The organism is Streptomyces sp. NPDC045955 (assembly GCF_056430805.1).
The window spans coordinates 277,217-303,856 of the sequence record NZ_JBWKKY010000006.1 but is presented as its reverse complement, the minus strand read 5'-3'; the positions used below and the strand labels follow the sequence as shown (position 1 = coordinate 303,856).

The 26,640-nt window shown below is 70.4% G+C and carries 27 protein-coding genes and 1 pseudogene; 11 read left to right on the top strand and 17 right to left on the bottom strand.

All coding sequences use genetic code 11. The features are described 5' to 3' along the window. Positions 1-28: 28 nt before the first annotated feature. Positions 29-913: a 4-hydroxy-tetrahydrodipicolinate synthase gene (gene dapA, locus AC07F0_RS15160; RefSeq protein ID WP_478978802.1), complete on the top strand. Its 885-nt coding sequence runs from the start codon at positions 29-31 to the stop codon at positions 911-913. Here the strand turns inward: dapA and AC07F0_RS15155 are convergent, their stop codons facing one another. The 6 genes and pseudogenes from AC07F0_RS15155 to AC07F0_RS15130 form a co-directional block, all read right to left on the bottom strand. Next, positions 914-2,125 (bottom strand): WD40 repeat domain-containing protein, encoded by a 1,212-nt coding sequence (locus AC07F0_RS15155; protein WP_478978799.1) that lies wholly within the window; start codon positions 2,123-2,125, stop codon positions 914-916. Beyond that, the gene (locus AC07F0_RS15150; protein ID WP_436729697.1) at positions 2,122-2,679 is read right to left on the bottom strand and encodes a SigE family RNA polymerase sigma factor; all 558 of its coding nucleotides are present in this window, start codon (positions 2,677-2,679) and stop codon (positions 2,122-2,124) included. Before AC07F0_RS15150 ends, AC07F0_RS15155 begins: the two co-directional genes overlap by 4 nt. A gap of 162 nt (positions 2,680-2,841) precedes the next feature. Further along, on the bottom strand, positions 2,842-3,066 hold the full coding sequence (locus AC07F0_RS15145) for a hypothetical protein (protein ID WP_478978796.1): 225 nt from the start codon (positions 3,064-3,066) through the stop codon (positions 2,842-2,844). Positions 3,067-3,192: 126 nt separating this feature from the next. Beyond that, the gene (gene dapD, locus AC07F0_RS15140; protein ID WP_436729695.1) at positions 3,193-4,182 is read right to left on the bottom strand and encodes a 2,3,4,5-tetrahydropyridine-2,6-dicarboxylate N-succinyltransferase; all 990 of its coding nucleotides are present in this window, start codon (positions 4,180-4,182) and stop codon (positions 3,193-3,195) included. 353 nt (positions 4,183-4,535) lie between these two features. Beyond that, positions 4,536-5,075 (bottom strand): annotated as a pseudogene (locus AC07F0_RS15135) (TetR/AcrR family transcriptional regulator); the annotation flags it as partial. After that, positions 5,075-5,395, bottom strand: coding sequence for a DMT family transporter (locus AC07F0_RS15130; RefSeq protein ID WP_478978793.1), 321 nt, complete (start codon positions 5,393-5,395; stop codon positions 5,075-5,077). The pseudogene AC07F0_RS15135 and the gene AC07F0_RS15130, both read right to left, overlap by 1 nt. 170 nt (positions 5,396-5,565) lie before the next feature. On the opposite strand from AC07F0_RS15130, the gene AC07F0_RS15125 reads away from it, so the two are divergent. Continuing rightward, a complete protein-coding gene (locus AC07F0_RS15125) occupies positions 5,566-6,396 on the top strand; it encodes an AbfB domain-containing protein (protein WP_478978791.1) in 831 nt (276 codons plus the stop codon). 86 nt (positions 6,397-6,482) lie between these two features. On the opposite strand, the gene AC07F0_RS15120 is transcribed toward AC07F0_RS15125, so the two are convergent. Genes AC07F0_RS15120 through AC07F0_RS15085 form a run of 8 tightly spaced genes read right to left on the bottom strand, consistent with a single transcriptional unit; the run spans position 6,483 to position 13,042 of the window. After that, positions 6,483-6,815 (bottom strand): metal-sulfur cluster assembly factor, encoded by a 333-nt coding sequence (locus AC07F0_RS15120; protein WP_010039749.1) that lies wholly within the window; start codon positions 6,813-6,815, stop codon positions 6,483-6,485. Continuing rightward, entirely contained in the window at positions 6,812-7,282 is a 471-nt protein-coding gene (sufU, locus tag AC07F0_RS15115) for a Fe-S cluster assembly sulfur transfer protein SufU (protein WP_086561392.1), read from the bottom strand. Before sufU ends, AC07F0_RS15120 begins: the two co-directional genes overlap by 4 nt. Before the next feature lie 15 nt (positions 7,283-7,297). After that, positions 7,298-8,554 (bottom strand): cysteine desulfurase, encoded by a 1,257-nt coding sequence (locus AC07F0_RS15110; RefSeq protein WP_436729691.1) that lies wholly within the window; start codon positions 8,552-8,554, stop codon positions 7,298-7,300. Further along, positions 8,551-9,315, bottom strand: coding sequence for a Fe-S cluster assembly ATPase SufC (sufC, locus tag AC07F0_RS15105; protein ID WP_010039743.1), 765 nt, complete (start codon positions 9,313-9,315; stop codon positions 8,551-8,553). Before sufC ends, AC07F0_RS15110 begins: the two co-directional genes overlap by 4 nt. 7 nt (positions 9,316-9,322) lie before the next feature. Beyond that, on the bottom strand, positions 9,323-9,640 hold the full coding sequence (locus AC07F0_RS15100; protein WP_020273986.1) for a non-heme iron oxygenase ferredoxin subunit: 318 nt from the start codon (positions 9,638-9,640) through the stop codon (positions 9,323-9,325). Next, the gene (sufD, locus tag AC07F0_RS15095; protein ID WP_478978788.1) at positions 9,637-10,821 is read right to left on the bottom strand and encodes a Fe-S cluster assembly protein SufD; all 1,185 of its coding nucleotides are present in this window, start codon (positions 10,819-10,821) and stop codon (positions 9,637-9,639) included. Before sufD ends, AC07F0_RS15100 begins: the two co-directional genes overlap by 4 nt. 59 nt (positions 10,822-10,880) lie before the next feature. Then, on the bottom strand, positions 10,881-12,302 hold the full coding sequence (sufB, locus tag AC07F0_RS15090; RefSeq protein ID WP_020273984.1) for a Fe-S cluster assembly protein SufB: 1,422 nt from the start codon (positions 12,300-12,302) through the stop codon (positions 10,881-10,883). After that, entirely contained in the window at positions 12,299-13,042 is a 744-nt protein-coding gene (locus tag AC07F0_RS15085) for a helix-turn-helix transcriptional regulator (RefSeq protein ID WP_478978785.1), read from the bottom strand. Before AC07F0_RS15085 ends, sufB begins: the two co-directional genes overlap by 4 nt. 161 nt (positions 13,043-13,203) lie before the next feature. Here AC07F0_RS15085 and AC07F0_RS15080 point away from each other — a divergent pair, with 161 nt between their 5' ends. The 4 genes from AC07F0_RS15080 (at position 13,204) to AC07F0_RS15065 (ending at position 16,897) form a co-directional block, all read left to right on the top strand. Further along, a complete protein-coding gene (locus AC07F0_RS15080; protein ID WP_478978782.1) occupies positions 13,204-14,016 on the top strand; it encodes an AAC(3) family N-acetyltransferase in 813 nt (270 codons plus the stop codon). A gap of 31 nt (positions 14,017-14,047) precedes the next feature. After that, positions 14,048-14,971 (top strand): ABC transporter ATP-binding protein, encoded by a 924-nt coding sequence (locus AC07F0_RS15075; RefSeq protein ID WP_478978779.1) that lies wholly within the window; start codon positions 14,048-14,050, stop codon positions 14,969-14,971. 142 nt (positions 14,972-15,113) lie between these two features. Continuing rightward, positions 15,114-15,830: an ABC transporter permease gene (locus AC07F0_RS15070; protein ID WP_478979132.1), complete on the top strand. Its 717-nt coding sequence runs from the start codon at positions 15,114-15,116 to the stop codon at positions 15,828-15,830. A gap of 59 nt (positions 15,831-15,889) precedes the next feature. Next, positions 15,890-16,897: a COX15/CtaA family protein gene (locus AC07F0_RS15065; protein WP_478979129.1), complete on the top strand. Its 1,008-nt coding sequence runs from the start codon at positions 15,890-15,892 to the stop codon at positions 16,895-16,897. Between the two features lie 43 nt (positions 16,898-16,940). On the opposite strand, the gene AC07F0_RS15060 is transcribed toward AC07F0_RS15065, so the two are convergent. The 3 genes from AC07F0_RS15060 to AC07F0_RS15050 all read right to left on the bottom strand — a co-directional run bounded on the left by AC07F0_RS15060 (position 16,941) and on the right by AC07F0_RS15050 (position 19,541). Then, positions 16,941-18,047, bottom strand: coding sequence for an amidohydrolase family protein (locus AC07F0_RS15060; protein ID WP_478978776.1), 1,107 nt, complete (start codon positions 18,045-18,047; stop codon positions 16,941-16,943). Positions 18,048-18,221: 174 nt separating this feature from the next. Continuing rightward, the gene (locus AC07F0_RS15055; RefSeq protein WP_478978773.1) at positions 18,222-18,554 is read right to left on the bottom strand and encodes a hypothetical protein; all 333 of its coding nucleotides are present in this window, start codon (positions 18,552-18,554) and stop codon (positions 18,222-18,224) included. A gap of 69 nt (positions 18,555-18,623) precedes the next feature. Next, positions 18,624-19,541, bottom strand: a complete 918-nt coding sequence (locus AC07F0_RS15050) for a heme o synthase (protein ID WP_478979126.1) — start codon at positions 19,539-19,541, stop codon at positions 18,624-18,626. A 383-nt stretch (positions 19,542-19,924) separates the two neighbouring features. Between AC07F0_RS15050 and tkt the strand changes: the two genes are divergently transcribed. Genes tkt through pgl form a run of 5 tightly spaced genes read left to right on the top strand, consistent with a single transcriptional unit; the run spans position 19,925 to position 26,587 of the window. Continuing rightward, positions 19,925-22,012: a transketolase gene (gene tkt, locus AC07F0_RS15045; protein ID WP_478978770.1), complete on the top strand. Its 2,088-nt coding sequence runs from the start codon at positions 19,925-19,927 to the stop codon at positions 22,010-22,012. Between the two features lie 34 nt (positions 22,013-22,046). After that, the gene (gene tal / locus AC07F0_RS15040; RefSeq protein ID WP_478978767.1) at positions 22,047-23,165 is read left to right on the top strand and encodes a transaldolase; all 1,119 of its coding nucleotides are present in this window, start codon (positions 22,047-22,049) and stop codon (positions 23,163-23,165) included. Positions 23,166-23,169: 4 nt separating this feature from the next. Further along, positions 23,170-24,693, top strand: coding sequence for a glucose-6-phosphate dehydrogenase (gene zwf / locus AC07F0_RS15035; RefSeq protein ID WP_478978764.1), 1,524 nt, complete (start codon positions 23,170-23,172; stop codon positions 24,691-24,693). Further along, positions 24,690-25,805 (top strand): glucose-6-phosphate dehydrogenase assembly protein OpcA, encoded by a 1,116-nt coding sequence (gene opcA, locus AC07F0_RS15030; RefSeq protein ID WP_478978761.1) that lies wholly within the window; start codon positions 24,690-24,692, stop codon positions 25,803-25,805. The genes zwf and opcA overlap by 4 nt, the downstream gene beginning before the upstream one ends. Continuing rightward, on the top strand, positions 25,802-26,587 hold the full coding sequence (pgl, locus tag AC07F0_RS15025) for a 6-phosphogluconolactonase (protein ID WP_436730201.1): 786 nt from the start codon (positions 25,802-25,804) through the stop codon (positions 26,585-26,587). Before opcA ends, pgl begins: the two co-directional genes overlap by 4 nt. Positions 26,588-26,640: the final 53 nt, after the last annotated feature.

The window sequence follows — 26,640 nt, the reverse complement described above, 5'->3', positions numbered from 1 at the left end:
ACACAGTCACGCTGTCGACACTACTCACATGACGCCTCCCTTCGGCCGCGCCCTGTGCGCCATGATCACCCCGTTCACGACGTCCGGCGCCCTGGACCTCGACGGTGCCCAGCGCCTCGCCGCCCACCTGGTCGCACAGGGCTGCGACGGTCTCGTCCTGTCCGGCACGACGGGCGAGTCACCGACCACCACGGACGCCGAGAAGTCGGCCCTGATCGCAGCCGTCCGGGAGGCCGTGGCCGACCGGGCGTCGATCGTCGCGGGCATCGGCACGCCCGACACCCGCCACACCGTCGACCTGGCGCGGGAGGCGGAAAAGGCGGGTGCGGACGGCCTGTTGGTGGTGGCGCCGTACTACAGCAGACCCCCGCAGGACGCGATCGAGGCCCACTTCCGCGAGATCGCCGACGCCAGTGAGCTCCCGCTCATGCTCTACGACATCCCGAACCGCACCGGCGTCCGGGTCGAACCGGAGACGATCCTCCGCCTCAGCGCACACCCCAGGATCGTCGCGGTCAAGGACTGCTCCTACGACTTCCTCGCCGCCCAGAAGGTGCTGGCCCGCACGGCCCTGGCGTACTACGCGGGCTGCGACGAGCACAACCTCGCCCTGTACGCGGTGGGCGGGGCCGGTTACGTCAGCACGGTGTCGAACGTGATCCCGGCCCGGCTGCGCGCGGTCCTGGACGCGTTCGACGCGGGCGACACGGCACAGGCGGCCCGCCTCCAGCAGCAGGCCACCCCCCTCATCGAGGCGATCATGTCGGCGGGCCTCCCGGGCACGGTGACGACGAAGGCGCTGCTCACCGCCCTGGGCCTGCCCGCGGGCCCGGTCCGCACCCCGCTCCGGCCAGCCGGCCTCGCCACGACCGACGCCCTGCTGGCGCTCCACGCGGACCTCACGCGGACCTGATCACCGCTCCGCGAACACCGGCTCCCACCGCCCCTCGGTGTTGTCCTTGGGCGACCGGAAATCACTGAGCGGAGTCGTCTTCTCGCCGCCGATGGACACCAGCACCAGCCGCTGGTGGTACTCGTTCCCGTCCGGCCCGATGTCCCAGGCGACGAGCGAGTTCCCGTCCGCCCAGGCGAGCAACTGCTGCCCGCGCACCTCGCGCTGCTTCCCGGTGCGCGCGTCGAGCACGAAGGAGGACGTCTTCCACTTCTGCCCCGCGAACGGGCCGGCGACGAGCTGCCCGTCCGGCGACACGCCCGCGTCGACGGACCAGTCCCGGTACCGTTCCAGGGCGGGTGCGGGGACTTCCTTGCCGGTGAAGTCGTAGAACTTCTTGCCGGGTTCCATGGGCATCCCCGACCAGACGAGACGGCCGTCGCGGGTGAACGCGAAGTCCTGACGCGAGTTGATGAACGCATCGGGATTGTGCGCACCCCCGCCGATCTCCACCCCAGCCCAGGAACCACGTCCGGAGGCCACGTCGATGACGTGGAACCCGGTCCGGTCCGACTCCATGAAGGGGGCGTCCCAGCCCTCCGACCCGTCGATCTTCACCCGGCGGTCGGGGTTCTTGCTGTACGTCGTCGCGACGAGCTTCCTGCCGTCGGTGGAGAACTCCACCCCCGCCACCGGGTGGTCGACCGGGATCCACCGCTTGACCTGACCGCTCGCCAGGTCGAGCAGCCCGATGCGCGGCACGGGCAGGTCGCGTTCGAGAACGGCGGCGGTCGTCATCCCGGGAGCGACGGCGACGTACGACCACCGGTCGTCCTTCACGTACTTGTTCGTCTTCGGATTCAGCAGCCAGTACGTGCGCTCGGACACGGCACGGTCGGCGGACTGCTCGACGTTCCTGAAGGTGTAGTACGCGGCCAGGGCGACCCGCCCGGCGGCGATCAGGTCGCGCGGCGGCGACTGGTCCGGACGGGGGATGACGCTGGTCTGCTCCACGCCGCCCGAGGGGCGTACGTCGTGCTTGCCCGGGTCCAGCATCGGCACGGCCACGGCGACGGCGACCACGGCGGCGGCCGCCGCGGCGGCGGAGGCGAGCCGGCGGCTGCGGCGGCGCCGGCGGACGGCGAGCACCCGGTCGGCGAAGCCGGGCGCCACGGGCGGCTGCCCGTCGGCCTGGTCGCGCAGCGCGTCGCGCACGAGTTCGTCGACGTTCACTGACGCACCTCCACGGGCGAGTAGTCACGGGCCGGCCGCTCTTCCGCGGCGGCCGGGCCCAGGGCGGCCAGCTCGGGCGCGAGGGCGCGCAGCCGGGCCAGGGAGCGATGGGTGGCGGACCGCACGGTGCCGACGGAGCACCCCAGGATGCGGGCCACTTCCGCCTCGGGCAGATCCTCGAAGTAGCGCAGCACGAGCACCGTGCGCTGCCGCGCGGTCAGCCGGGCCAGCGCGCCTCGCATCACCAGGCGCAGCTCGGCCGCGCCGGAGGCGTCCGGAGCGGCCGTGGTCTCCGGTGGTTCGGCGACGCTCAGTTCGCGCCTCGGCCACTTCAGCCGCCAGCGGCTGACCTGCTGGCGGTAGAGGATCTGCCGGACGTACGCCTCGGGTTCGTCGATCCGGTGCCAGCGGCCCGCCGCCTTGATCAGCGCGTTCTGGAGCAGGTCCTCGCCCGCGTGCCGGTCGCCGCCGCTCAGCAGGACCGCGGTCTTCAGCAGCGCGGACGACCTGTTCGCCACGAATTCCCGGAAGCTCTCCTGCGCTTGGGCATCCATCGTCACCTTCGCTTTCCCCCGGGGCGGGCCCGCTGCCCGCCCCCGTACCCCTTGTGACGCGCGCGGGAGCCTCCCGCTATGCCACCTGCCGGAAACGAAAAACGGGCCGGGGCCCGTACCGCAAGTGTGTGCGGTACGGGCCCCGGCCGTCGAGCTGCCTGCTCAGTTCCAGGCGTACCCGTCACCGAACAGCAGCGTGTGCTCCAGCACGTCCTCCGCCGGGTCGTCGACCTGGCCGACGTTGACCAGCCCGACTCGATGGCCGTTGTGCGAGCCCGTGTTGGTCTCGTCGGCGTGCGCGGCCCCCGCCGGAAGCCAGCACACCACCAGCGCCGTGACCGCCCCGGCCAGACAGCGCACCACGCCCCGCCCCCGCTCGTTCCTCATGTCCCGGTCCTCGTTTCGTAGCTTCGACTGCGCTCAACGATGACCAACGCCGACAACTGCCGACAACTCGGCAGCGGGTCAGAACGCTGTTCGTTCGGGGGGGCCGCAGGTCACGGCCGCCGATGATCAGTTGTGGCTGTGCAGGATCTCGTTCAGCCCGCCCCACACCGCGTTGTTCGGCCGGGCCTCGACGGTGCCGGTGACCGAGTTGCGGCGGAAGAGGATGTTGGAGGCGCCGGACAGCTCGCGGGCCTTGACGATCTGGCCGTCGGGCATGGTGACACGGGTGCCGGCGGTGATGTACAGGCCTGCCTCGACGACGCACTCGTCGCCGAGCGCGATGCCGACGCCCGCCTCGGCGCCGACCAGGCACCGCTCGCCGATGGAGATGATGACGTTGCCGCCGCCGGACAGGGTGCCCATGGTCGAGGCACCACCGCCGATGTCCGAGCCGTCGCCGATGACGACGCCCGCGGAGATACGGCCCTCGACCATCGACGTGCCGAGCGTGCCGGCGTTGAAGTTGACGAAGCCCTCGTGCATGACGGTGGTGCCCTCGGCGAGGTGCGCACCGAGGCGGACCCGGTCGGCGTCGGCGATGCGGACGCCCTTGGGGGCCACGTAGTCGGTCATACGCGGGAACTTGTCGACGGAGGTCACCTGGAGGTGCAGGCCCTCGGCGCGGGCGTTCAGCCGGACCTTCTCGAGGTCGTCGACGGCAACCGGGCCGAGCGAGGTCCAGGCCACGTTGGCGAGGAAGCCGAAGATGCCGTCCAGGCTCTGGCCGTGCGGCTTGACCAGGCGGTGGGAGAGCAGGTGCAGACGCAGGTAGACGTCGTGCGCGTCGATCGGCTTCTCGTCGAGCGAGGCGATGACCGTGCGGACCGCGACCACCTCGACGCCCCGGCGGGCGTCCGGGCCGATCGCCGCGGTCGCACCGCCGCCGAGCAGCTCGGCGGCCTGCTCGGCGGAGAGCCGCTCGGTGCCGGACGGGCCGGGCCCGTCGGCCAGCTCGGGCGCGGGGAACCAGGTGTCGAGGACGGTGCCGTCTGCGGCGATCGTGGCGAGCCCGGCGGCCACGGCGCCGGTGGAGCGAGGAGCAGTCGTGTCGGTCATGAGGGCAACCTAACCGGCGGACGGCGGTCGATGCGAACCGGTGCGGGGGCGTCTCACGTGCCGGGCGGTACGTCCCGCCGCTGGTCGGCGACGCGTGGCTCCGGCCCCGCCATCGGGGTGGACCCGGCTCTCCGTCACCCGCGCGAGCATCACTCGCGCACCCCCGACTCGCCCGCCCCCGACTCGCGCACCCCCGACTCGCCCGCCCCCGACTCGCGCACCGCCGGCTCGCGCACCCCCGACTCGCGCACCCCCGACTCGCCCGCCCCCGACTCGCCCGCCCCCGACTCGCCCGCCCCCGACTCGCCCGCCCCCGACTCGCCCGCCCCCGACTCGCGCACCGCCGGCTCGCCCGCCCCCGCGACAACCCGCCCCAGCACCTCCCGGGCGTACGCCTCGTCATAGGGCACCCCGGTCAGCAGCACCTGGAGGCAGATGCCGTCGACGACCGCCACCAGCGCCCGTGCGGTCACCGGATCCGTGCGCCGGGACAGCAGCTCGGCGACACCCTCGGCCCACTCGGCGGCGACGGGCCGCAGGGCGGGCCGGCGCAGGGCGGCGAGGTACAGCTCGTACTCCAGCTCGACGCCCGTGCGGTCACCCGCGAGCCACTCCCCCATCCAGCCGGCCAGTTCGGCCGCGAGGTCGGTCCGGGGGTCCTCCAGACCGCCCCGCCCGGCGACGACCTTGGCGAAACCCTCGTTGGCCTGCCGCAGCGCGGCCACCAGCAGTTCGTCGAGGGTCTTGAAGTGGTACGTCGTCGAGCCGAGCGGCACATCGGCCTCGGCGGCTGCCGTGCGGTGGCTCAGCCCGGCGATGCCCTTCGCCCCGACGACCCGGATCGCCGCGTCGATGATCCGCTGCCGCCGCTCGGGGTCGTAGCGCCGGGGCATCAGTGGGCACCCCCCAGGTTCAGCACCACGACCCCGAAGATGATCAGCGCGATCCCGGCGGCCTTGGCGACGGTCATCCCCTCCCCGAGGAACACGAACCCGATCGCCGCGATGGCGGCGGTGCCGGCGCCGGCCCAGATGGCGTAGGCCGTTCCGACGGAGACGGTCTTCAGCGTCTGCGCGAGCAGCGCGAAGGAGACGAGGTAGCCGAGGAGTGTCAGCAGCGAGGGTGCGAGCCTGCTGAAGCCCTCGCTGTACTTCATGGCGGTCGTCGCGCCCACTTCGGCGGCGATGGCCCCGGCCAGCAGCAGATAACCCATATGTACGAGCGTACACAACATCTGTACACCCGTACGCAACGAGGGAAGAGATACCGCTTTCAACAAACGCCCCCCAGGGATCCCACCGGTCCACTACGGTGTCACCCGATCACACACCGGGCCACCACAACTGCGCCGCCGTCAAGGGTGCCCGCCGGAGGAAAAAGCGCATGTCAGAAGAGAAGTCCCGGCCCCCACTGGACCGCCCGTGGGAGAGCGGCTGGGCCCCGGACACCACCCGGGCACCGGGAACGCGACGGCTCTGGCTGGCAGGCGCCCTCGCCGTGGCCACAGTCACCGCCTGCGTGACGGCGATCACCGTGATGGACAGCCGGACCGGCGAGCCGACCCCGTCGGCGGCGCAGCCGACGACCCTCAGCAGCTCGGCACCGGGCGGCCTGATCTCCTTCGCAACGCCCTCCAAGACGCAGAAGGCGCCCGCCAAGCACCCCAAGCGCCCGTCTCCCACCCCCACCCGAAGCACATCGCCCCGCCCCGAGGCGAGTCCGGAGCCGCACACGAAGGCTCCGAAGCCCCCGGCGTCCCACAGGACTTCACCGAGCCCCAAGCCCCCGGCCGCCAAGAGCGGAACCTCCATACGCTCCGTCAACTACCCCGACCGCTATTGGCAGACCAGCGGCGGCTATGTCACCCTCGCCCCGGCCGGCTCGGCCTCGGCCCGCCGCAACGCCACCTTCGAACGGGTGGCGGGCCTGGCCGACTCCTCCTGCTACTCCTTCACCACGGCCGACGGCACCTACCTCCGCCACCGCAACTTCGTCCTGCGCGCGGAAGGCGACGACGGCTCGTCCCTCTTCCGCAAGGACGCCACCTTCTGCCCCCGCCCCGCCAGTTACTCGGGCGCGATCATGCTGGAGTCGGTGAACTACCCGGGCCGCTTCCTCCGCCACCGCAACTTCCAGGTCCGTCTCGACCCGTACCAGTACGACGGCGTGTACCGGGCGGACTCGGCGTTCCGGCTGGTGGCCGGGCTGAACTGAAACACGCGAAGGGGCGGCACCCCCAGGAGGGGGTGCCGCCCCTTCGTCAGTCAGTGAACCTCAGACGTTGAGCTCAGACGGGTGTCTCAGACGTTGAACCCGAGCGCCCGAAGCTGCTCCCGCCCGTCGTCCGTGATCTTGTCGGGGCCCCACGGCGGCATCCAGACCCAGTTGATGCGCAACTCGTTGACGAGGCCGTCCGTGGCGGACTTCGCCTGGTCCTCAATGACGTCCGTCAGCGGGCAGGCCGCGGAGGTCAGGGTCATGTCGACGGTCGCGATGTTCGACTCGTCGACGTGAATGCCGTAGATCAGGCCGAGGTTGACGACGTCGATGCCCAGTTCGGGGTCGACGACGTCCATCAGGGCCTCACGGAGTTCTTCCTCCGAGGCCGGCTTCATCTCCACGGTCTCGCTCATGCCGTCGTCTCCTTCTCGGCGTCGGCTCCGCCCAGCACCTGGGCCGTCGCGTCCTTCCAGGCCATCCAGCTCAGCAGGGCGCACTTGACCCGGGCCGGGTACTTGGACACCCCGGCGAACGCGACCGCGTCCTCCAGGATGTCCTCCATCGCGTCGTCGGGTTCGAGCTTCCCCTTGGACTGCATCAGCTCCAGGAAGGTCTCCTGGATCTTCCGCGCGTCGGAGAACTCCTTGCCGACGAGGAGTTCGTTCAGTACGGAGGCCGAGGCCTGGCTGATCGAGCAGCCCTGGCCCTCGTACGAGACGTCCTCGATCTTCGTACCGTCGTACTTCACGCGCAGTGTGATCTCGTCACCGCACGTCGGGTTGACGTGGTGCACCTCGGCGTCGCCATCCCGCAAGCCCCGCCCGTGCGGGTTCTTGTAGTGGTCCAGGATGACTTCCTGGTACATGGAGTCCAGTTTCACCGTTCAGCACGCCCTTCAGCCGAAGAAGTTCCGTACGTGCTCCAGGCCGTCGACCAGCGCGTCGATCTCGGCCGGCGTGGAGTACAGATAGAACGACGCTCGCGTGGTCGCAGGAATTCCGTACCGCAGGCAGACCGGCCGCGCGCAGTGGTGGCCGACCCGGACCGCGATGCCCTCCTCGTCGAGGACCTGGCCCACGTCGTGCGGGTGGATGTCCCCGAGGGTGAAGGAGATCGCCGCGCCGCGCTCCTCGGCCGTGGTCGGGCCGATGATGCGCAGGTCCGGGACCTCCAGCAGCCGCTTCACGGCGTACTCGGTCAGCGCGTGCTCGTGGGCGAGGATCTTGTCCATGCCGATCGAGTTGAGGTAGTCGATCGCCGCGCCGAGACCGACCGCCTGGGCGACCGGCGGGGTGCCCGCCTCGAACTTGTGGGGCGCCGGGGCGTAGGTCGAGGAGTGCATCGACACCGTCTCGATCATCTCCCCGCCGCCGAGGAAGGGCGGCAGGTCCTCCAGGAGCTCCTGGCGGCCCCACAGGACGCCGATGCCCGTCGGGCCGCACATCTTGTGGCCGGTGAAGGCCACGAAGTCGGCCTGCAGGGCCTGCACGTCCAGCGGCATGTGCGGCGCGGCCTGCGAGGCGTCGATGCAGACCAGCGCACCGACCTGCTGGGCGCGGCGCACGATCGCCTCGACCGGGTTCTGGGTGCCCAGGATGTTGGAGACCAGCACGAAGGAGACGATCTTCGTCTTCTCGGTGATGACCTCGTCGATGTTGGACAGGTCCAGGCGGCCGTCGTCGGTCAGGCCGAACCACTTCAGCTTCGCGCCCGTGCGCTGCGCGAGCAGCTGCCACGGCACGATGTTGGAGTGGTGCTCCATCTCCGTGATGACGATCTCGGTGTCGGAGTCCACGCGGTAGGGCTCGTCGGCCCAGCCCAGCATGTTCGCCACGAGGTTGAGCGACTCGGAGGCGTTCTTGGTGAAGATCACCTCGTCGCGCGAGGGCGCGTTGATGAAGTCCGCGACCTTGTCGCGCGCGCCTTCGTACAGCGCCGTGGCCTCCTCGGCGAGGACGTGCACGCCACGGTGGACGTTGGCGTTGTAGCGCTCGTAGTACTCGTTGAGGGCGTCCAGCACCTGACGCGGCTTCTGGCTGGTCGCCGCGTTGTCCAGGTACACGAGCTTCTTACCGTCGTGGACCTGTCGATCCAGGATGGGGAAGTCCTTGCGGAGCGCCTCGGTGTCGAGGAGGCCCGGCAGCTGTGTCACGCGGATGCGCCACCCTTCGTGTATGCCTCGTAGCCCTCTTCTTCCAGCTTGTCGGCGAGCTCGGCACCGCCGGACTCGACGATCCGGCCGCCGGAGAAGACGTGCACGTGGTCGGGCTTGATGTAGCGGAGGATGCGCGTGTAGTGCGTGATCAGCAGGGTGCCGACCTCGCCCGTCTCGCGGACGCGGTTCACACCCTCCGACACGACGCGCAGGGCGTCGACGTCCAGGCCGGAGTCGGTCTCGTCGAGGACCGCGATCTTCGGCTTGAGCAGCTCCAGCTGGAGGATCTCGTGGCGCTTCTTCTCACCGCCGGAGAAGCCCTCGTTGACGTTGCGCTCGGCGAAGGCGGGGTCCATGTTGAGGCGCTCCATGGCCTCCTTGACCTCCTTGACCCAGGTGCGCAGCTTGGGGGCCTCGCCGCGGATGGCGGTCGCGGAGGTGCGCAGGAAGTTCGACACGGAGACACCCGGGACCTCGACCGGGTACTGCATCGCGAGGAACAGACCGGCGCGGGCGCGCTCGTCGACGGACATCTCCAGGACGTCCTCACCGTCGAGGGTGACGGTGCCGCCGGTGATCGTGTACTTCGGGTGTCCCGCGAGGGAGTAGGCGAGGGTCGACTTGCCCGAGCCGTTGGGGCCCATGATGGCGTGCGTCTCGCCCTGCTTCACGGTGAGGTCGACACCCTTGAGGATTTCCTTCGTGCCGTTCTCGACCTCGACGGTGACGTGCAGGTCTCGGATTTCAAGCGTTGCCATGGGTGCCTCAGGACTCCTGGGTGAGGGAGACGAGCACGTCGTCCCCTTCGATCTTTACGGGGTATACGGGGACAGGGCGCGTCGCGGGAAGGGCGTCGGGCTTGCCGGAGCGGAGGTCGAAGCGCGAGCCGTGCAGCCAGCACTCGATGTGGCAGTCGTCGACCTCGCCTTCCGAGAGGGAGACGTTCGCGTGCGAGCAGATGTCGTGGATCGCGAACACCTCGCCCTCGGTCTGCACGATGGACACGGGCGTGCCGTCGAGTTCCACCCGCTTCGGGGTGTCCTCCTCCAGCTCACCCAGTCCGCAGGCGCGTACGAAGGTCATGCGACCGCCGCCTCCAGCTCCTCCTCGATCTTGGCGATCAGGCGCTCCTCGATGTCGGGGAGGCCGATCTGCTGGACCAGCTCGGCGAAGAAGCCGCGGACCACCAGGCGGCGGGCCTCGTGCTCCGGGATGCCGCGGGCCATGAGGTAGAAGAGCTGCTCGTCGTCGAAGCGGCCGGTGGCCGAGGCGTGGCCGGCGCCGACGATCTCGCCGGTCTCGATCTCGAGGTTCGGTACGGAGTCCACGCGGGCCCCGTCCGTGAGGACCAGGTTGCGGTTCATCTCGTACGTGTCGGTGCCCTCGGCCTTGGCCTCGATGAGCACGTCGCCGATCCACACCGCGTGGGCGCCGTCGCCCTGGAGCGCGCCCTTGTAGACGGCGTTCGACTTGCAGTGCGGGACGTTGTGGTCGACCAGGAGGCGGTGCTCCTGGTGCTGGCCCTGGTCGGTGAAGTACAGGCCGAACAGCTCGGCCTCGCCGCCGGGGCCGGCGTAGCGGACGCGCGGGTGCAGCCGTACGACGTCGCCGCCGAAGGTGACGACGACGGACTTGAAGGAGGCGTCGCGGCCGACGAGCGCGTTGTGCTGGGCGACGTGGACGGCCTTGTCGTCCCAGTCCTGGACGCAGACGACGGTCAGCTTGGCGCCGTCGCCCAGGAGGTAGTCGACGTTGGCGGCGAGCACCGCGTCACCGGTGTGGTCGATGACCACGACGGCCTCGGCGAAGGCGCCCAGCTCGATCACCTGGTGGCCGAAGGCGGTGCCGCCCTGGCCGTGCACCGCGATGCGGATCGGCTCGGTGAGGACGGTCTCCTTCGGCACGGTCACGACCGAGGCCTTCTCGAAGGCGGAGTAGGCCTGGGCGGCGACGCGGTCCACCGGGGTGCCCGCCTTGCCGAGCCGCGCGTCGTCGCGGCCGACGGTCTCGACGGTGACGCCCTCGGGGGCCTGGACGTCGACCTTCACGCCGTTGCCGTCGGCCACGGCGGTGCCGTCGTGCAGCCCGCGCAGGCGCTCCAGCGGGGTGAACCGCCACTCCTCCTCACGGCCGTGCGGGACGGGGAAGTCCGCGACGTCGAAGGAGGGGGGCGCGCTCATGCGGGTGGCGACGGTCGACTCGGCCGCCACCGCGATCGAGCCGGTGGTGGTGGAGCCCACCGGGATGTTCTGGGCCTCAGCCATGGCTGTCGTAGTGCTCGCTTTCCGTTGCGTAAGGGGCCTGATGGGACTGCGGGCGGGGGTTAGCCGACCGCGCCTTCCATCTGCAGCTCGATCAGCCGGTTGAGCTCCAGCGCGTACTCCATGGGGAGCTCCTTGGCGATGGGCTCGACGAAGCCGCGCACGATCATCGCCATCGCCTCGAACTCACTCAGACCGCGGCTCATCAGGTAGAAGAGCTGGTCCTCGGAGACCTTGGAGACGGTGGCCTCGTGGCCCATGGACACGTCGTCCTCGCGGACGTCCACGTAGGGGTAGGTGTCCGAGCGGGAGATCGTGTCGACCAGCAGCGCGTCACAGAGCACGTTCGACTTGGAGCCCGCGGCGCCCTCGCCGATCTCGATGAGACCGCGGTAGGACGTACGGCCGCCACCGCGCGCGACGGACTTCGACACGATGTTGGACGACGTGTTCGGCGCCATGTGGACCATCTTGGCGCCCGCGTCCTGGTGCTGGCCCTCGCCGGCGAAGGCGATGGACAGCGTCTCGCCCTTGGCGTGCTCGCCCATCAGGTAGACGGCCGGGTACTTCATCGTCACCTTGGAGCCGATGTTGCCGTCGACCCACTCCATGGTCGCGCCCTCGTAGGCCACGGCGCGCTTGGTGACCAGGTTGTAGACGTTGTTCGACCAGTTCTGGATGGTCGTGTAGCGGCAGCGGGCGTTCTTCTTGACGATGATCTCGACGACCGCGGAGTGCAGCGAGTCCGACTTGTAGATCGGGGCGGTGCAACCCTCGACGTAGTGCACGTAGGCACCCTCGTCGACGATGATCAGCGTCCGCTCGAACTGGCCCATGTTCTCCGTGTTGATGCGGAAGTAGGCCTGGAGCGGGATCTCCACGTGGACGCCCGGCGGGACGTAGATGAAGGAGCCGCCCGACCACACGGCGGAGTTCAGCGACGCGAACTTGTTGTCGCCGACGGGGATGACGGTCCCGAAGTACTCCTTGAAGAGCTCCGGGTGCTCCTTCAGGGCCGTGTCGGTGTCGAGGAAGATGACGCCCTGCTCCTCCAGGTCCTCACGGATCTGGTGGTAGACGACCTCCGACTCGTACTGCGCGGCGACACCGGCGACGAGGCGGTTCTTCTCGGCCTCGGGGATGCCCAGCTTGTCGTACGTGTTCTTGATGTCCTCGGGCAGGTCCTCCCAGGAGGCCGCCTGCTTCTCCGTGGAGCGCACGAAGTACTTGATGTTGTCGAAGTCGATCCCCGACAGGTCCGAGCCCCAGTTCGGCATGGGCTTCTTCTCGAACAGGCGCAGACCCTTGAGGCGGAGCTTGGTCATCCACTCCGGCTCGTTCTTCTTGGCGGAGATGTCGCGGACGACGTCCTCGTTGATGCCGCGCTTGGCAGAGGCGCCGGCCGTGTCGGAGTCGGCCCAGCCGTATTCGTACTTGCCCAGGCCCTCGAGCTCGGGGTGGGCAGTCTCCGTGGGGAGAGTCATGCGGGGTTCCTCCCGGCCGTGCTTGCAGATGCGTTGTGGGAAATCTTGGGGATGAACGTCGTGCAGACGCCGTCGCCGTGCGCGATGGTGGCGAGCCGCTGTACGTGCGTACCGAGCAGCTCGGCGAAAAATTCCGTCTCCGCCTCGCACAGTTGCGGGAACTGCTCGGCGACGTGGGCGACCGGGCAGTGGTGCTGGCAGAGCTGCTCACCCTGCTGCGGGTGGGGCGCGCTGCGCGCCGTAGCAGCGTACCCGTCGACGCTCAGCGCCTTGGCCAGGGCTTCCGTCCGCTGCTCGGGCGCGGCGGCCTCGACCGCCGCGCGGTACGCGCCCGCCTGCGCGGCGATCCTGGCGCGGGCGAAGGCGGCGATCGCCTCGTTGCCGCCCTCGCGGTCGGCGATCCAGCGCAGCGCGTCCGCCGCGAGCTTGTCGTACGACTGGTCGAAGGCGTCCCGGCCGCAGTCGGTCAGGGCGAACACCTTGGCCGGCCGGCCGCGGGTGCGCGTGCCGTAGACCCGCTGCTTGCGCGCCTCGACGACACCGTCGCCCGCGAGGGCGTCGAGATGCCGGCGCACGGCCGCCTGGGTGAGGCCCAGCCGCTCGGCGAGCTCGGCGACGGTCGACGGCCCGTGGTCCAGGATGGACCGCGCGACTCGGTTGCGGGTGGACCGCTCCCCGGTCGCGAGCTCGTCCTGAGGGGACCCCGTGGGGGTCTCCCGAACCTCGCCGACGTTTTTCACAACGCCATTGTTGCGTAATTCATCGGGGCCGGGCAAGCCACGCCCGTGCACCCCCGGGGTGCCCTGCGTCACTTAGGTAAAGCTAACCTGACCTGCGGAAACGATCTCTGATCGATCAAACCGCTGGCATGCCGAGGCCGCTTGGGGGACACTCCCGAACCATGTCCACACCCCCTCCGACCGGCCCTCTTGTCACCCGGGACACCCTGCGCGCGCAGCTGTCCGAGCTGGGTGTGAGACCCGGCGAGACCCTCCTCGCGCACTCCTCGCTCAGCTCCCTCGGCTGGGTCAACGGCGGCGCCGTCGCGGTCGTGCAGGGACTGCTCGACGCGCTCGGCCCGGAGGGCACGCTGGTGGTTCCGACCCAGACCGGCGACCTCTCCGACCCGGCCCTGTGGAGCAACCCGCCCGTCCCCCCGGACTGGTGGGAGACCATCCGCGCCACGATGCCCGCCTACGACCCCCGGATCACGCCCACGCGCGGGGTCGGCGTCGTCCCGGAGACCGTGCGCACCTGGCCCGGCGCGCTGCGCAGCGCCCATCCGCAGACCTCGTTCGCGGCGGTCGGCCCGCGCGCGGCGGAGGTGATCGAGGGGCACGCGCCCGACTGCCGGCTGGGCGAGCGCAGCCCGCTCGCGAAGCTGGAGGCCATGGGCGCCCGGGTCCTGCTGCTCGGCGCCGGCTACGCCTCCTGCACCAGCTTCCACCTCGCCGAGTACCGGATACCGTCCCCGCGCGTCGCCGTGGGCCGGCCGGGCCCCGACGGCTGGGAGACCGTGACAGAGGTGTCGATCAGCTCGGACCGTTTCGACGAGCTGGGCTACGACTTCGAGCGGGACCGTCCCGTCGTACGCGGAAAGGTCGGGGCGGCCCAGGCACGGCTGTTCCCGGTGGCGGACGCGGTGGCCTACGCCGAACAGTGGCTGGCGGTCCACCGACCCCGTGAGGAGGAGTTCCTGCACCCGCCGGTCTGAGGCCCCGCGCACGAACCTAGACTCTGGACCCATGCGAAGTGAGCCCGTGGTCCAGGTCCAGGCCCTGGTGAAGCGGTACGGCACGAAGACCGCGGTGGACGGGCTGGACCTGGTGGCCCGGGAGGGCGTGACCGCCGTGCTCGGCCCCAACGGGGCGGGCAAGACGACCACGGTCGAGACCTGCGAGGGGTACCGGAAGCCGGACTCCGGCACGGTGCGCGTCCTGGGCCTCGACCCCGTCGGACAGTCCCGGGACCTGCGGCCCCGGATCGGCGTGATGCTCCAGTCCGGCGGTGTCTACTCGGGCTCCCGCGCCGACGAGATGCTCCGCCACGTCGCCAGGCTGCACGCCCACCCCTTGGACGTGGACGCGCTCATCGAACGCCTCGGACTCGGCTCGTGCGGCCGTACGACGTACCGGCGGCTGTCGGGCGGACAGCAGCAGCGGCTCGCGCTGGCCATGGCCGTGGTAGGGCGACCGGAACTGGTCTTCCTCGACGAGCCGACCGCCGGGCTCGACCCGCAGGCCCGCCGCGCCACCTGGGACCTGGTCCGGGACCTGCGCGACGACGGTGTCTCCGTGATCCTCACCACCCACTACATGGACGAGGCCGAGCGGCTCGCCGACGACGTGGCGATCATCGATGCGGGCCGGGTCATCGCCCAGGGCTCCCCGGAGGAGCTGTGCCGGGGCGGCGCCGAGAACACGCTCCGCTTCTCCGGCCGCCCCGGGCTGGACATCGGCTCGCTGCTGAAGGCCCTGCCCGCCGACTGCTCGGCCGCCGAGCTGACGCCGGGGTCGTACCGCGTCGTCGGCAAGGTCGACCCGCAGCTGCTCGCGACGGTCACCTCATGGTGCGCCCAGCACGGCGTGATGCCGGAGAAGATCTCGGTCGAGCGGCACACCCTCGAAGACGTTTTTCTTGAGCTGACCGGCAAGGAGCTGCGCTCATGATTGCGCCCCACACCAAGACCGGCCGGGGGTCCGGGGGTCGCCCCCCGGGAAAGCACAGCCTGGAGCTGACCGGCAAGGAGCTGCGTTCGTGACCGCCACCGGCACCTATGCGCCGAAGCCGGGAGCCGCGCCCCTCCCCCGCATGATCGCGGCCCAGGCCGCACTCGAGACCAAGATGCTGCTGCGCAACGGCGAGCAGCTGCTGCTGACCGTCGTCATCCCGACCCTGCTCCTGGTGCTCTTCAGCACCGTGGACATCGTCGACACGGGCGCCGGCGAGGCCGTCGACTTCCTCGCCCCCGGCATCCTCGCGCTCGCGGTGATGTCGACGGCGTTCACCGGGCAGGCGATCGCGACCGGCTTCGAGCGCCGCTACGGCGTCCTGAAGCGGCTCGCCTCCTCGCCTCTGCCGCGCTGGGGCCTGATGACGGCGAAGACGCTGTCCGTGCTGGTCACCGAGGTGCTCCAGGTGATCCTGCTGACGGTGATCGCCTTCGCGCTCGGCTGGTCGCCGCAGGGCAACCCGTTCGCCGTCCTGCTGCTCCTGGTCCTCGGTACGGCGGCCTTCTCGGGCCTCGGCCTGCTGATGGCCGGGACGCTGAAGGCCGAGGCGACGCTCGCCGCCGCCAACCTGGTGTTCCTGCTGCTGCTCGTCGGCGGCGGGGTCATCGTGCCGCTCGACAAGTTCCCCTCCGCCGCGCAGGACGTGCTCGCCCTGCTGCCCATCGCCGCGCTCTCCGACGGCCTGCGGGACGTGCTCCAACACGGGGCCGGGATGCCCTGGGCCGACCTGGGGATCCTCGCCGTCTGGGCGGTCGTCGGGCTGGCGGTGGCCGGACGGTTCTTCCGCTGGGAATAAGCGCTGGGAGCAAGGCCATGACCGACCCTCGTGAAAGCGTGCACAAGCGGCGTCCTACGATGGGTCGCGTGCCAAAAGTGACCCGCGCCGACGCCAGGGCGGCCCTGCGCAACCCGCTCGCCTTCATCGCCGAGCGCTGGACCCCGGAACCCCGGACGGTCCAGCGCGCGGCCCTGTCCGCAATCGTCATGTCGGTGCTCATCGTGGTCACCGGCGGAGCCGTACGGCTGACCGGCTCGGGCCTCGGCTGCCCGACCTGGCCCAAGTGCACCGCCGACTCGCTCACCGCGACCAGCGCGATGGGCTTCCACGGCGCCATCGAGTTCGGCAACCGCATGCTGACGTACGTGCTGTGCGCCGCCGTCGGCTGGGCGATCATCGCCGCGCGCTCGCAGAAGCCGTACCGGCGCGGCCTGACCCGGCTGGGCTGGGCGCAGTTCTGGATCGTGATGAGCAACGCGGTGCTCGGCGGCATCGTGGTGCTGGTCGGTCTCAACCCGTACACGGTCGCGGCCCACTTCGTCGCGACGTCCGCGCTGATCGCGGTGGCGACGGTGATGTGGCAGCGCACCCGTGAGGGCGACGCTCCGCCGCGCCCTCTGGTCGGCAAGGCCGTGCAGCAGCTGGTGTGGTTCCTGGTCGCCGCCGCCGTGCTGCTCATCCTGGTCGGCACGGTGGTCACCGGCGCCGGTCCGCACGCGGGCGACTCCAGCGAGGTCGAGCGGATGCCGGTCGACTGGGAGACGGTGAGCAAGCTGCACGCCGTGCTGGCGTGGATCGTGGTGACGCTGACGTTCGCCCTGTGGTTCGTCCTCAAGGCGGTCGACGCCCCCGAGAACCCGCTGAACCGCACCCGCGAACTGTTCCTGATCCTGCTCGCGCAGGGCGTCATCGGCTACGTCCAGTACTTCACGGACCTGCCCGAGGTCCTGGTCGGACTGCACATGCTCGGCTCGGCCGTGATGTGGATCTGGGTGCTGCGGGTGGTGCTGTCGCTGCGCGAGCGCCCCGAGGTGGCTGTGGACGTACCCGGTCCCGCCGCCGAGGCCTCCCTGACGAAGGCCTAGAGGCCACTCCGACCAGGGGACCAGAGCCGCCCTCACCAAGGCCCTAGTCGAGCCCGTACACCCGCCGCGCGTTCCCCGACGCCAGCATCCCCGCCACCCGCTGCGCGTCGGCCAGGGACCACGCGCCCTCGGCGACCCAGGTGCCGAGCACCCGGCCGAGTGCCTCGCGGAACAGCCGGGCGCCCACCACGTGCAGCTCGGGCAGCCCTTGGGCGCCGGTGGAGAAGAGGATCTTGCCGAAGGGGGCCAGCTCCAGGATCTCCGCGAGGACGGTCGCGGCGCGGGCGCCGGTGCGGACCAGGGCCGCGCCGGAATCGACGTGGACATGCGGGAAGACACCGGCCAGGTGGGCGGCCTGACGGTGGTACGGGTAGCCGTGCAGCAGGACGAGGTCCGTACCGAGACCGGCCGTGGCCCGTACGAAGTCGGTCAGCAGCACCGGATCCGTACGGTCGATCCGCAGGCCCGGCGCGCCGAGCCCCACGTGCAGCTGGAGCGGCAGCCCCGAGGCGACGGCGCTCCACAGCAGGTGCCGCAGCAGTACCGGGTCGCTGAGTTCCCCGCCGACCTCGCGCCCCGCGATCCAGCGGCCGGCGGCTCCCCGCACCTCCCCCGGCCCGGGCGGCTCGGGCGCGAGCGCGAGGCCGTGCCGTACGCCCGCGACCGAGGTGAAGGCGACGGCGTTCACGGCCGCGGCGTGCACGGACTCGGCGAGGTTGGCGAGGAAGGACTCGACGGTCCCGGAGGTGTCGGCGACCTGCTCGGCGAGCAGCTCCAGCCGGACGATCTCGCGGGCCTCGGCGGCTCCGGCGGAGGCCAGCTCGCCGGGTTCGGTCAGGTCGCCGGGCAGGCCCGTGTCGACCAGGTACGTCGTGATGCCGCTGCCGCACAGGAGCCGGCGGGTCGACTCCAGGACGCCCAGTTCGCGGCGCCGGGCGACGTAGCGGGCGGGCGCGCAGTGCGGTTCGAGGCCGAGCAGGGGTGGGCACCAGCGCCGCACGGCGAAGCCGGTCTGGGTGTCGAAGAGGGTGGTGCCGGGGGCGGGTGGGCCCTCCGTGTGGGAGAGGTGGGCCTCGAAGGTGCCGAGACCCAGCTCCGTGCGGAGTACTCCGTGGCAGTACTGGTCCACTAGGGACGGCGTTTCGATCATCCGGGCTCCCCGGTGTGGACCCTGTTGTTCCTAAGGGTCCTAACGGGTGAACCGGGTTGAGGTCGCGGCTTCCGGGGTGGAGTGCCGTTGTTGTTCGGCGGGTGCGGGCCGTGCGGCCGGTCGCGCCCACGCGGCGGAGCCGCACATCGATACAGCCCCGCGCCCCCGAGAAGGTCAGCTGTTCTTGGGGCCGCCTACCTGGATCCCCGCCATGCGTGACCACTCGTAGCGGCCCGTCCTCACCTTGGCGGCGAATTCGCCGTCGAAGGACTCGTGGGTCGTGATGCCCGACTTCTCCACGGCCTGCTCGGCGATCTCGTAGGAGGGGGCCACCAGGTCGCCCCAGTCGCCGTCCTCGCCGACCAGGACGATGCGGGCGCCGCGGTCGCCGAGGTAGGCCACCTGGCCCTCGGCGCCGCCGTGGGCCTTGGAGAAGGAGCTGATCTGCTTGGCCAGCCGGGCCGCCTTGCGCTCGGCCTTCGGGTCAACCTGCTGCGTCTCTGCCATGACCAGGATGCTACTCACGAGTAGATCGACTGGCGAGAGCAGGGCCCTGTGACGTACGTCAGTGCCCCGTCAGCGCAGGAAGGGGTCGACCGCGACCGCCACGAACAGCAGCGACACGTAGGTGATCGACCAGTGGAACAGGCGCATCTCCTTCAGCTTCGCGCCCGTCACCTCCGCCTTCGCGCGGTTCTGCAGGCCGTGCGCCTCCCAGAGCCAGAAGCCGCCCGCCAGCAGGGCGACCGACGTGTAGAACCAGCCGGTGTAGCCGAGCGGGGTCAGCAGGAGCGAGACGGCGACCATGACCCAGCTGTAGATCACGATCTGCTTGGCGACCACCTTGTTGGAGGCGACCACCGGCAGCATCGGGACGCCCACGCGCGCGTAGTCCTCCCTGACCTTCATGGACAGCGGCCAGTAGTGCGGCGGCGTCCAGAAGAACATGACGAGGAACAGGATGATCGGCGCCCACGACATGGAGTTCGTGACCGAGGACCAGCCGATCAGCACGGGCAGACAGCCGGCGATCCCGCCCCACACGATGTTCTGCGAGGTACGGCGCTTGAGGATCATCGTGTAGACGACGACGTAGAAGAGGAGCGCGCCGAGGGAGAGCCAGGCGCTCAGCCAGTTCACCGTGAGACCGAACAGCAGCGTCGAGGCGATCGCCAGGGTGATGCCGAAGGCGAGGCACTCGCGCGGGCTGACCATGCCGGTGACCAGCGGCCGCTGCGAGGTGCGGTCCATCAGGGCGTCGATGTCGCGGTCGATGTACATGTTGAGCGCGTTGGCGCCGCCCGCGGACATGTACCCCCCGACGCAGGTCAGCAGCACCAGTGTCAGGTCGGGCACACCCTGCTGCGCCAGGAACATCACCGGAACGGTGGTGATCAGGAGCAGCTCGATGATCCGCGGCTTGGTGAGAGCCACGAACGCCTTGACACGGGCCCCGAACGGCCGGTGGGCCGGGCTCTGGTCCGTCCCGATCATCCCCGCTGGACGGGATTCAACGGCCGTCACGCACACCCCTACAGAGACATCCCAGCAAGCCTCACCCGTGTGAAGTCCCGGTAAAGGCTCGCGCGTACCACGCCACTTTAGACGTTGCCCAGAGTCGGACATTCGCGGGGGTCGGCTCGTGTTGGAGGGCGGCTCCGGAAGGGCGTGCGGAAGCTCGATTGAGCACCCGGATGAGCGGCTCCGTATTCACCTGTCGAATGGGATACGGCCCAGTCAGGAGGCGGATCGAAACGTGTCCCGGCACTGTGGAGTGACTCGAAAGAACGCACGTCCCACGGGGGTAGGCTCGGCTGCGGCCGGTGGACGCCCCGATACACCGGCATCCGACATGTGGAGAGGAGCCCTGACCCAGGGTGAGCACCAAGCCGACCACACCAGACCTCGAGTGGACCGAGTTGGACCAGCGGGCCGTCGACACCGCGCGTGTCCTGGCCGCCGATGCCGTACAGAAGGTCGGTAACGGCCATCCGGGTACGGCGATGAGCCTCGCGCCTGCCGCCTACACCCTCTTCCAGAAGGTGATGCGGCACGACCCGGCGGACGCCGACTGGGTCGGGCGGGACCGCTTCGTGCTGTCCGCCGGCCACTCGTCCCTGACCCTCTACACCCAGCTGTACCTGGCCGGTTTCGGCCTGGAGCTGGACGATCTGAAGTCCTTCCGCACCTGGGGTTCGAAGACGCCGGGTCACCCCGAGTACGGGCACACGACCGGTGTGGAGACGACGACCGGCCCGCTCGGGCAGGGTGTCGCCAACGCGGTGGGCATGGCGATGGCCGCCCGCTACGAGCGGGGGCTGTTCGACCCGGAGGCCCCCGAGGGCGAGTCCCCCTTCGACCACTTCGTCTACTGCATCGCCGGTGACGGCTGCCTCCAGGAGGGCATCTCCGCCGAGGCCTCGTCGCTCGCCGGCCACCAGAAGCTCGGCAACCTGATCCTGCTGTGGGACGACAACCACATCTCGATCGAGGGCGACACCGAGACGGCCGTGTCCGAGGACACGGTGAAGCGGTACGAGGCCTACGGCTGGCACGTGCAGCGGGTGGAGCCGCAGGAGAACGGCGACCTGGACCCGGCCGCGATCTTCGAGGCGATCCAGAAGGCCAAGGCCGTCACGGACAAGCCGTCGTTCATCGCGATGCGCTCGATCATCGCCTGGCCGGCCCCGAACGCGCAGAACACCGAGGCCGCGCACGGCTCGGCGCTGGGCGAGGACGAGGTCGCGGCGACCAAGCGGGTCCTGGGCTTCGACCCGGAGCAGAGCTTCGAGGTGGCCGACGAGGTCATCACGCACACCCGCAAGGCGCTGGAGCGGGGCCAGGCGGCCCGCGCGGTGTGGGAGAAGGCGTACCAGCAGTGGCGGGACAACAACCCCGAGCGCGCCGCCGAGTACGACCGTGTCGCGGGGGGTGAGCTGCCGGCCGGCTGGGAGGAGAAGATCCCGGTCTTCGAGGTCGGCAAGGGCGTGGCCACGCGTGCCGCCTCCGGCAAGGTCCTCCAGGCGCTCGGCGCGGTGATCCCGGAGCTGTGGGGCGGCTCGGCCGACCTGGCGGGCTCCAACAACACCACGATCGACAAGACCAGCTCCTTCCTCCCGGCGGACAACCCGCTGCCGGAGGCGGACCCGTACGGCCGCACGATCCACTTCGGTATCCGGGAGCACGCGATGGCCGCCGAGATGAACGGCATCGCGCTGCACGGCAACACCCGGATCTACGGCGGCACGTTCCTGGTCTTCTCCGACTACATGCGCAACGCGGTGCGGCTGTCGGCGCTGATGCACCTGCCGGTGACGTACGTGTGGACGCACGACTCCATCGGCCTGGGCGAGGACGGCCCGACCCACCAGCCGGTCGAGCACCTGGCGTCGCTGCGCGCCATTCCGGGCCTGAACATCGTGCGCCCGGCGGACGCCAACGAGACGGCCATCGCCTGGCGCGAGATCCTCAAGCGCTGGACGAAGGAGTTCGGCAAGGGCCAGCCGCACGGTCTGGCGCTGACGCGTCAGGGTGTGCCGACGTACGAGCCCAACGACGATGCGGCCAAGGGCGGTTACGTCCTGTTCGAGGCCGACGGCGGCGAGCCCGAGGTCATCCTCATCGCCACCGGCTCGGAGGTGCACGTCGCCGTCGAGGCGCGCGAGCAGCTCCAGGGCGCCGGCGTGCCCACCCGTGTGGTGTCCATGCCGTCGGTGGAGTGGTTCGAGCAGCAGGACCAGGGGTACCGGGACAGCGTTCTGCCGCCGTCCGTCAAGGCTCGCGTCGCTGTGGAGGCCGGGATCGGCCTGACGTGGCACAAGTACGTCGGGGACGCCGGCCGCATCGTTTCCCTGGAGCACTTCGGTGCTTCGGCCGACGGCAAGGTCCTTTTCCGTGAGTTCGGCTTCACCGCCGAGAACGTTGCCGCCGCCGCGCGGGAATCGATCGCCGCAGCTCAGCGCTGACGCTTATATACGACACGTAGGAGATGGAATTTCCATGACAGACGCACTCAAGCGCCTCTCCGAGGAAGGCGTCGCGATCTGGCTGGACGACCTGTCGCGCAAGCGGATCACGTCCGGCAACCTCGCCGAGCTGCTCGACCAGCAGCACGTCGTGGGCGTCACGACCAACCCGACGATCTTCCAGAAGGCGATCTCCGAGGGCGACGGCTACGACCAGCAGCTCTCCGACCTCGCTGCCCGCAAGGTCACCGTCGAAGAGGCCATCCGCATGATCACGACGGCGGACGTCCGCGACGCCGCCGACATCCTGCGCCCGGTCTTCGACGCCACCGGCGGCCAGGACGGCCGGGTCTCGATCGAGGTCGACCCGCGGCTGGCGCACAACACCAAGGCGACGGTCGCCGAGGCACGCCAGCTGGCCTGGCTGGTGGACCGGCCCAACACGCTCATCAAGATCCCGGCCACCAAGGCGGGCATCCCGGCGATCACCGAGACGATCGGCAACGGGATCAGCGTCAACGTCACGCTGATCTTCTCGCTGGAGCGCTACCGCGAGGTGATGGACGCCTACCTGTCCGGTCTGGAGAAGGCGAAGGCCAAGGGCCTGGACCTGTCCCAGATCCACTCGGTGGCGTCCTTCTTCGTCTCGCGCGTCGACACCGAGGTCGACAAGCGGATCGACGCGCTCGGCACCGACGAGGCCAAGGCGCTGCGCGGCAAGGCCGCCATCGCCAACGCCCGTCTCGCCTACCAGGCGTACGAGGAGGTCTTCTCCTCGGACCGCTGGAGCGCGCTGGAGCGCGAGGGCGCCAACAAGCAGCGTCCGCTGTGGGCCTCCACCGGCGTGAAGGACAAGGCGTACCAGGACACGATGTACGTCACCGAGCTGGTCGCGCCGAACACGGTGAACACCATGCCGGAGGCGACCCTGTACGCCACCGAGGACCATGGCGAGATCACCGGCAACACCGTCGCCGGCACGTACGAGCAGGCCCGGGCCGACCTCGACGCGGTCGAGCAGCTCGGGATCAAGTACGACGACGTGGTCCAGCTGCTGGAGGACGAGGGCGTCGAGAAGTTCGAGGCGTCCTGGACCGACCTGCTGAAGTCGACCGAGGCCGAGCTTCAGCGCCTCGCCCCCTCGGAGGGCTGAACAGGTGTCGAGCAGCAACCCGCTGCGTGACCCCGCGGACCGACGGCTCCCGCGTATCGCGGGGCCGTCGGGCCTGGTCATCTTCGGCGTCACGGGCGACCTGTCCCGCAAGAAGCTCATGCCCGCCGTGTACGACCTCGCCAACCGGGGTCTGCTGCCGCCGGGCTTCTCGCTGGTGGGCTTCGCCCGCCGCGAGTGGGCGCACGAGGACTTCGCCCAGGAGGTCCACGACGCGGTCAAGGAGCACGCCCGCACGCCCTTCCGCGAGGAGGTCTGGCAGCAGCTCATCCAGGGCATGCGCTTCGTGCAGGGCACGTTCGACGACGACGACGCCTTCGAGCGGCTGCGCTCCACGATCGATGAGCTGGACAAGGCACAGGGCACGGGCGGCAACTTCGCCTTCTACCTGTCCGTGCCGCCGAAGTCCTTCCCGGTGGTCATCCAGCAGCTGAAGAAGCACGGGCTGGCCGACCAGCAGGGCGGCTCCTGGCGGCGCGCGGTCATCGAGAAGCCGTTCGGGCACGACCTGAAGTCGGCCGAGGAGCTCAACAAGGTCGTCCACGAGGTCTTCGCCCCGGACCAGGTCTTCCGCATCGACCACTACCTGGGCAAGGAGACCGTCCAGAACATCCTGGCGCTGCGCTTCGCCAACACGATGTTCGAGCCGATCTGGAACCGGTCCCTCGTGGACCACGTGCAGATCACCATGGCCGAGGACATCGGCATCGGCGGCCGGGCCGGGTACTACGACGGCATCGGCGCCGCCCGGGACGTCATCCAGAACCACCTGCTCCAGCTCCTGGCGCTCACCGCCATGGAGGAGCCGGCCTCCTTCGACGCGGACGCGCTGGCCGCCGAGAAGACCAAGGTGCTCGGCGCGGTGAAGCTGCCCAAGGACATGGGCCGGGACACCGTGCGCGGCCAGTACGCGGCCGGGTGGCAGGGCGGCACGAAGGTGCGCGGTTATCTGGAGGAGGACGGCATCAACGCCTCCTCGAAGACCGACACCTACGCCGCGATCAAGCTGGAGATCGACAACCGCCGCTGGGCGGGCGTCCCCTTCTATCTGCGCACCGGCAAGCGCCTGGGCCGCCGGGTGACGGAGATCGCGGTCGTCTTCCAGCGGGCCCCGCACTCCCCCTTCGACAGCACGGCCACCGAGGAGCTGGGCTCCAACGCGATCGTCATCCGTGTCCAGCCGGACGAGGGCGTCACGGTCCGCTTCGGCTCGAAGGTCCCCGGCACGTCGATGGAGATCCGCGACGTGTCGATGGACTTCGCCTACGGCGAGTCCTTCACGGAGTCCAGCCCGGAGGCGTACGAGCGTCTCATCCTGGACGTTCTCCTCGGAGACTCGAACCTCTTCCCTCGTACCGAGGAGGTCGAGCTGTCCTGGAAGATCCTCGACCCGATCGAGGAGTACTGGGACACCAACGGCAAGCCCGCCCAGTACCCGGCCGGTACCTGGGGGCCCGTCGAGGCGGACGAAATGCTCGAGCGACACGGACGGAGCTGGCGCCGGCCATGAAGATAGACCTCACGGACACCACGGCCAGCAAGATCAACAAGGCGCTGGTGCAGGGCCGCCGGGCGATCGGCACCCCGGCGGTGGGGATGGTGCTCACGCTGGTCATCGTCACGGACGAGGAGAACGCCTACGACGCGCTGAAGGCCGCGAGCGACGCCTCGCACGAGCATCCCTCGCGCACGCTCGTGGTCATCAAGCGCGTCTCCCGCTCGCCCCGCGACCGTACGCAGTCCCGCCTGGACGCGGAGGTCCGGGTCGGCGCGGAGGCCGGCACCGGCGAGACGGTGGTGCTCCGGCTGTACGGCGAGGTCGCCGACCACGCCCAGTCGGTGGTGCTGCCGCTGCTGCTGCCGGACGCCCCGGTGGTGGTGTGGTGGCCGGTGAACGCGCCGCTCGACCCGGCGAAGGACCCCCTGGGCGCCCTCGCCCAGCGCCGCGTCACCGACACGTACGCCTCCGAGCAGCCGGTGCGGGACCTGGCCACCCGGTCGGGGACCTACACCCCCGGCGACACGGACCTGTCCTGGACCCGCATCACGCCCTGGCGTTCCATGCTGGCGGCAGCCCTCGACCAGGTCACCTGCGAGGTCAGGGCCGTCGAGGTGGAGGGCGAGGAGTTCAACCCGAGCTGTGAGCTGCTGGCGATGTGGCTCGCGGACCGGCTGGACGTCCCCGTGAAGCGCTCACTGTCCGGCGGCCCCGGTCTGACGGCGGTCCGCATGGACACCAGCTGCGGCGCGATCACCCTGGACCGTGCCGACGGATCCCTGGCGACCCTTTCCATCGAGGGCCAGCCGGCCCGTGGTGTGGCGCTCAAGCGCCGGGACACGGCCGAGCTGATCGCGGAGGAGCTGCGGCGGCTGGACCCGGACGACACGTACGCGTCGGCGCTGCGGTACGGGGTGGACCGGCTGAAGGCGTCCTTGCCGGCTCCGGCGAAGGAAGAGCCGGTGGCCAAAGGGGAGCCCAAAAGTGCCGGCGGAGGGCGACTCGCCCTCCCCGCTCGCGTCGAAACGGCTGCGAAAGCACCCGCTTCGCAAGCGACGGCGGAGGCACCGGTGAAGCAGGAACCGCCCAAGCTGGAACCGGTACGGAAGGCGACGACGAAGTGAGTACGGCACCGCAGCTGGTCGTCCACCGCGACAAGGAGCTGATGGCCCAGGCCGCGGCGGCCCGGCTGATCACCAGGATCGTGGACGCGCAGGCCTCCCGGGGTTCGGCGTCCGTGGTCCTGACGGGCGGCCGCAACGGCAACGGCCTGCTGGCCGCCCTGGCCGCGGCGCCCGCCCGGGACGCCGTCGACTGGAGCCGGCTCGACCTCTGGTGGGGTGACGAGCGGTTCCTGCCGGAGGGCGACCCGGAGCGCAATGTCACGCAGGCGCGTCAGGCACTGCTCGACTCGGTGCCGCTCGACCCGAAGCGGGTGCACGCGATGCCCGCGTCGGACGGTCCCCACGGCGACGACGTGGACGCGGCGGCGGCCGCGTACGCGGAGGAACTGGCAGCGGCCGCGGGCCCGGAGAACCACGGGCCCGTCCCCACGTTCGACGTGCTGATGCTGGGCGTCGGCCCGGACACGCACGTCGCGTCGCTGTTCCCGGAGCTGCCGGCGGTGCGGGAGGCCGACCGTACGGTCGTCGGTGTCCACGGCGCGCCGAAGCCGCCGCCGACGCGGGTGACGCTGACGCTGCCGGCGATTCGTGCGGCGCGGGAGGTGTGGTTGCTGGCTGCCGGTGAGGACAAGGCGCAGGCGGCTGCGATCGCCCTCTCGGGGGCGGGCGAGGTGCAGGCACCGGCGGCGGGTGCCTACGGCCGGTCCCGGACGCTGTGGCTGCTGGACGCGGCAGCGGCCTCGCAGCTTCCGCGCTCGCTGTATCCGTCGGCGTCGGCCTGACCGTCGCGGACGCCGTTCGGCCTCGTTCACCGGAGCGGCCGGAGCCCCTGATC

Bases quoted from the DNA above. Each gene is read 5' to 3' on its own strand.
- dapA (WP_478978802.1), top strand. From the start codon at position 29: ATGACGCCTCCCTTCGGCCGCGCCCTGTGCGCCATGATCACCCCGTTC.
- AC07F0_RS15150 (WP_436729697.1), bottom strand. From the start codon at position 2,679: ATGGATGCCCAAGCGCAGGAGAGCTTCCGGGAATTCGTGGCGAACAGG.
- AC07F0_RS15145 (WP_478978796.1), bottom strand. From the start codon at position 3,066: ATGAGGAACGAGCGGGGGCGGGGCGTGGTGCGCTGTCTGGCCGGGGCG.
- dapD (WP_436729695.1), bottom strand. From the start codon at position 4,182: ATGACCGACACGACTGCTCCTCGCTCCACCGGCGCCGTGGCCGCCGGG.
- AC07F0_RS15130 (WP_478978793.1), bottom strand. From the start codon at position 5,395: ATGGGTTATCTGCTGCTGGCCGGGGCCATCGCCGCCGAAGTGGGCGCG.
- AC07F0_RS15125 (WP_478978791.1), top strand. From the start codon at position 5,566: ATGTCAGAAGAGAAGTCCCGGCCCCCACTGGACCGCCCGTGGGAGAGC.
- AC07F0_RS15120 (WP_010039749.1), bottom strand. From the start codon at position 6,815: ATGAGCGAGACCGTGGAGATGAAGCCGGCCTCGGAGGAAGAACTCCGT.
- sufC (WP_010039743.1), bottom strand. From the start codon at position 9,315: ATGGCAACGCTTGAAATCCGAGACCTGCACGTCACCGTCGAGGTCGAG.
- AC07F0_RS15100 (WP_020273986.1), bottom strand. From the start codon at position 9,640: ATGACCTTCGTACGCGCCTGCGGACTGGGTGAGCTGGAGGAGGACACC.
- sufD (WP_478978788.1), bottom strand. From the start codon at position 10,821: ATGGCTGAGGCCCAGAACATCCCGGTGGGCTCCACCACCACCGGCTCG.
- sufB (WP_020273984.1), bottom strand. From the start codon at position 12,302: ATGACTCTCCCCACGGAGACTGCCCACCCCGAGCTCGAGGGCCTGGGC.
- AC07F0_RS15080 (WP_478978782.1), top strand. From the start codon at position 13,204: ATGTCCACACCCCCTCCGACCGGCCCTCTTGTCACCCGGGACACCCTG.
- AC07F0_RS15075 (WP_478978779.1), top strand. From the start codon at position 14,048: ATGCGAAGTGAGCCCGTGGTCCAGGTCCAGGCCCTGGTGAAGCGGTAC.
- AC07F0_RS15070 (WP_478979132.1), top strand. From the start codon at position 15,114: ATGATCGCGGCCCAGGCCGCACTCGAGACCAAGATGCTGCTGCGCAAC.
- AC07F0_RS15065 (WP_478979129.1), top strand. From the start codon at position 15,890: ATGGGTCGCGTGCCAAAAGTGACCCGCGCCGACGCCAGGGCGGCCCTG.
- AC07F0_RS15060 (WP_478978776.1), bottom strand. From the start codon at position 18,047: ATGATCGAAACGCCGTCCCTAGTGGACCAGTACTGCCACGGAGTACTC.
- AC07F0_RS15055 (WP_478978773.1), bottom strand. From the start codon at position 18,554: ATGGCAGAGACGCAGCAGGTTGACCCGAAGGCCGAGCGCAAGGCGGCC.
- AC07F0_RS15050 (WP_478979126.1), bottom strand. From the start codon at position 19,541: ATGATCGGGACGGACCAGAGCCCGGCCCACCGGCCGTTCGGGGCCCGT.
- tal (WP_478978767.1), top strand. From the start codon at position 22,047: ATGACAGACGCACTCAAGCGCCTCTCCGAGGAAGGCGTCGCGATCTGG.
- opcA (WP_478978761.1), top strand. From the start codon at position 24,690: ATGAAGATAGACCTCACGGACACCACGGCCAGCAAGATCAACAAGGCG.